Origin of the sequence: uncultured Mucilaginibacter sp., from assembly GCF_903913935.1 — a bacterium.
Lineage (GTDB): Bacteria > Bacteroidota > Bacteroidia > Sphingobacteriales > Sphingobacteriaceae > Mucilaginibacter.
Window position 1 is genome coordinate 1 of sequence record NZ_CAIWNH010000095.1, and the last position, 5010, is coordinate 5010.

The following is a 5010-nucleotide window of genomic DNA, read 5'->3' on the forward strand; positions in this document are numbered from 1 at the left end:
AGCCGGCAGCCAATCACTTGAAGAGTGTCACATCCTGAAAAAGGTTTACACTTGATGAACCAAAATCCCCGCCTGTCCAAGTTTGCAACTTGGGCACACACCAATTTAAGCGCACCGCTTAAATTGCAAATCAACGTACTTAAAATTTTTAATGCAAAACTAAACAAGCCTTTGAAGCGGGCTACCTGTCAGCGGGGCACGAGTGCTTCCACCTCTTTTGTCCCACGCCGACACTCGCCCCTGAATTGAGATGAAAACGCAACCAAGTTGTAAAATTTAAAACATTTCCGTACCTTGGTTACCGTACTTCCTGATCCGAAGCCACTTATGCAAAGCCCGCAATCAATTTTACTTTATACCGCAATTGTGGTAACCTTATTTGTTAATGGCAATAATCAAAATGCGCCGTCAGCTGTTAATAACAAAGTTGATTATAACGAATTTAAAAGAAATGTAAATAACCATAGAAGCCTGTTGATTAACCATCCAACAAAAGATCTTCGTAATCACCTGTTCAAACTCGTAGATGAGGATCTTTATAACTATTGGCTGGGTACACCCTGGGATTTTTATGGAAAAACGAGGCAACCAAAAGTAGGAAATATTGCCTGCGGATATTTTGTAACCAATACTTTAACCGACCTCGGCTTTACGATCGATCGGGTTGGGCTTGCTGAAGTTGCATCCGGAACCATGATCAAAAAACTCTGTGTAGGAATCCATTCATTTTATAATCTCAATAAATTGAATAGCTATCTGGCTAAACAACCTGTTAACGCTGTTTTCATTATTGGGCTTGATTTTCATACGGGCTATATTGTTAAAACCGCAGCCGGGTGCTATTTCTTTCATTCCAACTATATAAAAAAGGAAGGCGTGATCAAAGAAAAAATAGCGGCATCCCAGGCGTTAAAAGCCAATAAATTCTTCATGATAGGTAGCTTAACAGCAAATGAGAACCTGTTGCGAAAATGGGTTGCGAATAAGCCCGTGATTTGAGTTTCGTCTCAGCAGTGTGGTCGTTGACGGACTCTGATGGGACAAAAAAGCGTGGAAAAACCCCATTGGTTTAACTATATCTTAAAACTATACCAGAACCGCCACCCTTCGGGTCAAAATAGGCTTCTATTTTACCCCATGGAAACACCCGGCGTGTCCCAATTTCGTTGTCAAGCCAATGATCGTGTTCAACTCTGTTTTGTATTTCTTTAGCTTCGCTCCAGTCGTCCCATGAAAGCATACCTTGTTGATTCTTAAACCCAAAACTCAACATTTGTTGCCGTTCGCCAAAAAAACAAAATGAGAAATAAAAATAGTTTCCCTGTAATTTAACATCTCTTATTGTGTAATGTATGAAGCCATTATTGACATTCCATACTTCGATGTCAGTTGTTTTATAATACCTGAAAAGGTCGTTAGGCTCAATGTTTTTTGAAACGATAAATTGATCGGAAATTTTTATTTGTCCATTTAAAGGATCAAGAATTGGTTTGTTCACCATTTACTAATCATCCAACCCCTTCCCCGCCAAAATTTGCGGTATATATTTTTCAACCCTGTCTTCCCGTGTTTTGGATTGTTTGGCAGAAGAAAAATAGAGCAGGTATCCCCGCTGCCTGCCCGGCGTTAACGCTTCAAAAGCTGGTTTTAAGGCCGGGATTTGGTTTAATTTTGTTTGAAACTCATCCGGCATGTTAAATTCGGCCGTTTTTTTAAGTTCTACCCTCAATCCGGCCTTTTCCACTTCAATCGCTTCAAAAATATAGGCTTTCAGGATGGGTTCCAGCTCCGCAATTTCCACAACATTGGTGAACCTGATCTGCCTCGCCGACTGCACGTCCTTTGTTTGCTGGATGAGGATACCGCTGGAATCATTTAACAAAACGCCTTTAAAAAATAAATAAGCACAGTATTCTTTAAAGCCATGTATTAAAACAATATTCTGCTCATTAAGCGTATAGCAGGGGCAGCCCCACTTTAATTCTTCGGTCAACCCGCAATCAAGCGCAATCTGCCTTAATTTGTTATAAGCTTCCTGCCAATGGCTGTCTTTGGTAAAAACCCAGTCAACTTTTGGATTCATGCCGTTTATTTTTTGTTTATAATGCTTATTAATTAATTCCAACAATCCTCCTGTCGGCTGGCCTCAAATACCAGGATAATTCAGTAAAAACAGCTAGTAAAACCGGTGCAATTATTTGTACGGAGACATCATTGCTTGCAATATGTGAGATCACTGCTCCGCTCATGGTAAAAAATATACCGGCATAGGCCCATTCCTTCAGTAGCTATAATCCCGGGATCAATATCGCAATTATGCCCAATACTTTCCAAATGCCCATAAGCGAAATAAAGTATGTGGGATACCCAAGGGGCTTAAAACCCTGTAAAGTTCTTTTCGTCTGCAGGGCCGGGAAATTGTAGGATAAAAAAATATGCTTTACAACTGCATCGCAAATGATAAGCCCGGAACCCCATCCTGATACGTAGGCATTATCATCGTACTTCTGCCATATTTATCTTTATGTGTTAGTTTGCCACGGATGTAAGGGTAAATAACGTACGCCAATTTGGTTGACAGTATGCCGATGCCTGCTCCTGCAACACAATCGCTAAACCAATGGGCTTTACCATATAATCTCAAAACGCCGGTTGTACTTGCAAGGGTGTATCCCAGCACACCATATAATGGCGATTTTTCAGCATATTCCTGCGCCAGGAACTCTGCAGCTACGAAAGCGGCCCCGGTGTGGCCCGAAGGAAATGACAGCGGGTCGGTGCCATAAGGGCGCTTGCGGTGGGCCAGATATTTGGTGCCGTCGGTTATAGTCAATATCGCTGCTGATAACGCAAGCAGCGCGGTGCGGTCAACAAACTTGTTTTTACCTTCAATACCCACCAGGTTTAAACCATATACCAAAACACCGGGAGCAATTTGAAGATAATCATCAATTTTTGAGCTATAATTAGGGTCACTTCGCGCTATACGTTCCTTAAAATAGTAATCGACATGCCGTATAGGGGTTACTACAAATGACAGCACGCCATAGCTCACCAGGATTACCGGCGGAAGGTAAGTGCCTGGTTTGTTTAGGGTGTATTTAATTTTAACGGCGTTTGGTGTGCTGTCCCTTTTCACGCTGTCTGCAAGTTGTGCATTTGCTGTTATCACCATAAAAACAAGCGTGATAATCAGAAAAAAACGATATGACTTTTTCACGGCGGTAAATTTTAGATCAATTAAATATTCGTAGAATATTAATTAATAAAAATACCGCCGCTGACGCCCCTATAAAATGATTTGGCTTACAATAAATGGTGATGCGGGACACAAATGCCAATACAAATTGCCCCGACTACGCAGGTATCATACAATTAGTATGAAGTGTTTTTTTTGAATACCTTTTTGTATTAACCTTCAGGGGGGATCAATTCGGTGGTTTGCTGCTTACTTCCACAATATACCCGCCTAGTTTCAGGGTATCAATATTTACCGGCATTTCAAATTGTACGCCTAAGCCCGGTTCATTGAACCATGGTATTATTCCCCCCCTTTTTATATCGGCAATAGTTTTTATGACCCGGTAAAGGCGATAGGGCGATTTAAGCGCACTCTGCGGTAAAGCACGTTTAGGGAAAGGGACACCTTTAAAACAAACAAATTTCCCCCTGTCGTGAAATACACTATCGTGCTTATTGCTGTCGACAACATAGTAGCCACCGTAACGATCGATCAATACCCCTGAATCGAGTTTAACGATCCTTAAAGATATAGCGCCGGAGTTGGGGGGCCAGCCGCCATTCAGACTGTCAACGGTAAAAAAATGATCCAGCTCGGCCCATTTTTCAGCTTTCCATAGGTTCCATGATGAATCCAGCAGGGGCTCTTTTGTGCTGTCCAAAAATACGGTAACCGATGCCTGGAACGCTTTATAACTAACACCCCGTACAATAGAATCTCCCGGATGGTGTTTGTGAACCTGAAGCGTTTGCGCTTTTGCCATAAAAGGCAGAAGGAAAACCGCTAATACGAAAATCTTTAATGTTTTCATGAGATAAGGATATGGGTTAAACTTGAAGTAAATGTAATTGTAAGGGAATTTATTTCAAAAGAAATTTAGATTTTTTTGCCCCTGAAATACAGGCCTGCATTTCTTAATTTATAGATTGATATGTTTTATCATTTATAAATTTATAAAATGAAAGGGGATAACACTTTAACCAGATTTTTGGACGCCCAGCGAAATGATTACGCAACAGCACTGTCCGAAATAAAAAACGGCCGCAAACGAAGCCATTGGATGTGGTATATCTTTCCGCAGATAAAGGGCCTGGGCTTTAGCCAAACCTCGGGGTTTTATGCTATCAAAGACAAGGAGGAAGCTATCGCCTATTTAAACCACCCTGTTTTGGGTGGAAGATTGATAGCAATTAGTAAAGAATTGCTAAACCTGCCTGTCAGTAATGCTAACGCAATATTTGGCAAGCCGGATGATTTGAAGCTAAGATCAAGCATGATTTTGTTTGCTGCATTGCCCGATACTCACCCCGTTTTTGAGGCGGTGCTAATGAAGTTTTTTGGAGGGATAGGGGACGGGACAACCCTTGAACTTTTAAATAAAATTTGAAGAAGGGCGGGGTACCTGATTTATGTCTTTCCTGACTTTCGGTCTTTCGTACTTTTCCATTCACAACTTGAGCCTGAACGAGTTAAACATCGGTTTCACCACTTTAATATTCCGTTTGGAGAAATCAATACTGGCATTTAGCTCAAAGCCGATGAGTAGGATAAGGGAGTTTAAATATAGCCACAACATCAGGATGATGAGGGTGCCCAGGGAACCATAGAATTTATTATAGCTTGAAAAGTTATTGATATAATAGTTGAAGCCCATAGAGGTAATAACAGCAAGCGCTGTTGCCAGTATGGAGCCGGTGCTCAGGAATTTCCATTTCACTTTATTGGCAGGGCCGTAACGGTAAAGCAGGGATATGGAAACCAGGAAGATG

Annotated in this window: 7 protein-coding genes and 1 pseudogene; 2 read left to right on the top strand and 6 right to left on the bottom strand. The window is 41.4% G+C overall.

Annotation, left to right across the window (positions count from 1 at the left end):
- Nucleotides 1–294 precede the first annotated feature (294 nt).
- Nucleotides 295–999 (top strand): hypothetical protein, encoded by a 705-nt coding sequence (locus QZY09_RS03595; protein WP_295668138.1) that lies wholly within the window; start codon nt 295–297, stop codon nt 997–999.
- 70 nt (nt 1000–1069) lie between these two features.
- Here the strand turns inward: QZY09_RS03595 and QZY09_RS03600 are convergent, their stop codons facing one another.
- The 5 genes and pseudogenes from QZY09_RS03600 to QZY09_RS03615 form a co-directional block, all read right to left on the bottom strand.
- Nucleotides 1070–1501 carry a hypothetical protein gene (locus tag QZY09_RS03600; protein WP_295668140.1) on the bottom strand — a complete coding sequence of 144 codons (432 nt, stop codon included), beginning with the start codon at nt 1499–1501 and terminating at the stop codon, nt 1070–1072.
- 3 nt (nt 1502–1504) lie between these two features.
- Nucleotides 1505–2083 carry a YdeI family protein gene (locus QZY09_RS03605; RefSeq protein ID WP_295668143.1) on the bottom strand — a complete coding sequence of 193 codons (579 nt, stop codon included), beginning with the start codon at nt 2081–2083 and terminating at the stop codon, nt 1505–1507.
- Nucleotides 2084–2111: 28 nt separating this feature from the next.
- Nucleotides 2112–2516 (bottom strand): annotated as a pseudogene (locus QZY09_RS24660) (DoxX family protein).
- Nucleotides 2441–3220: a phosphatase PAP2 family protein gene (locus QZY09_RS03610; protein WP_295668146.1), complete on the bottom strand. Its 780-nt coding sequence runs from the start codon at nt 3218–3220 to the stop codon at nt 2441–2443. The pseudogene QZY09_RS24660 and the gene QZY09_RS03610 overlap by 76 nt, the downstream one beginning before the upstream one ends.
- A 208-nt stretch (nt 3221–3428) precedes the next feature.
- The gene (locus QZY09_RS03615) at nt 3429–4052 is read right to left on the bottom strand and encodes a TNT domain-containing protein (protein ID WP_295668149.1); all 624 of its coding nucleotides are present in this window, start codon (nt 4050–4052) and stop codon (nt 3429–3431) included.
- A 147-nt stretch (nt 4053–4199) separates the two neighbouring features.
- Here QZY09_RS03615 and QZY09_RS03620 point away from each other — a divergent pair, with 147 nt between their 5' ends.
- Nucleotides 4200–4628: a DUF1810 domain-containing protein gene (locus QZY09_RS03620; RefSeq protein WP_295668152.1), complete on the top strand. Its 429-nt coding sequence runs from the start codon at nt 4200–4202 to the stop codon at nt 4626–4628.
- Nucleotides 4629–4688: 60 nt separating this feature from the next.
- Here the strand turns inward: QZY09_RS03620 and QZY09_RS03625 are convergent.
- Nucleotides 4689–5010, bottom strand: a 322-nt coding sequence (locus QZY09_RS03625; protein ID WP_295668155.1) for a YihY/virulence factor BrkB family protein, incomplete at its 5' end; no start/stop codon positions are given.

Bases quoted from the DNA above. Each gene is read 5' to 3' on its own strand.
- QZY09_RS03600 (WP_295668140.1), bottom strand. From the start codon at position 1,501: ATGGTGAACAAACCAATTCTTGATCCTTTAAATGGACAAATAAAAATT.
- QZY09_RS03605 (WP_295668143.1), bottom strand. From the start codon at position 2,083: ATGAATCCAAAAGTTGACTGGGTTTTTACCAAAGACAGCCATTGGCAG.
- QZY09_RS03615 (WP_295668149.1), bottom strand. From the start codon at position 4,052: ATGAAAACATTAAAGATTTTCGTATTAGCGGTTTTCCTTCTGCCTTTT.
- QZY09_RS03620 (WP_295668152.1), top strand. From the start codon at position 4,200: ATGAAAGGGGATAACACTTTAACCAGATTTTTGGACGCCCAGCGAAAT.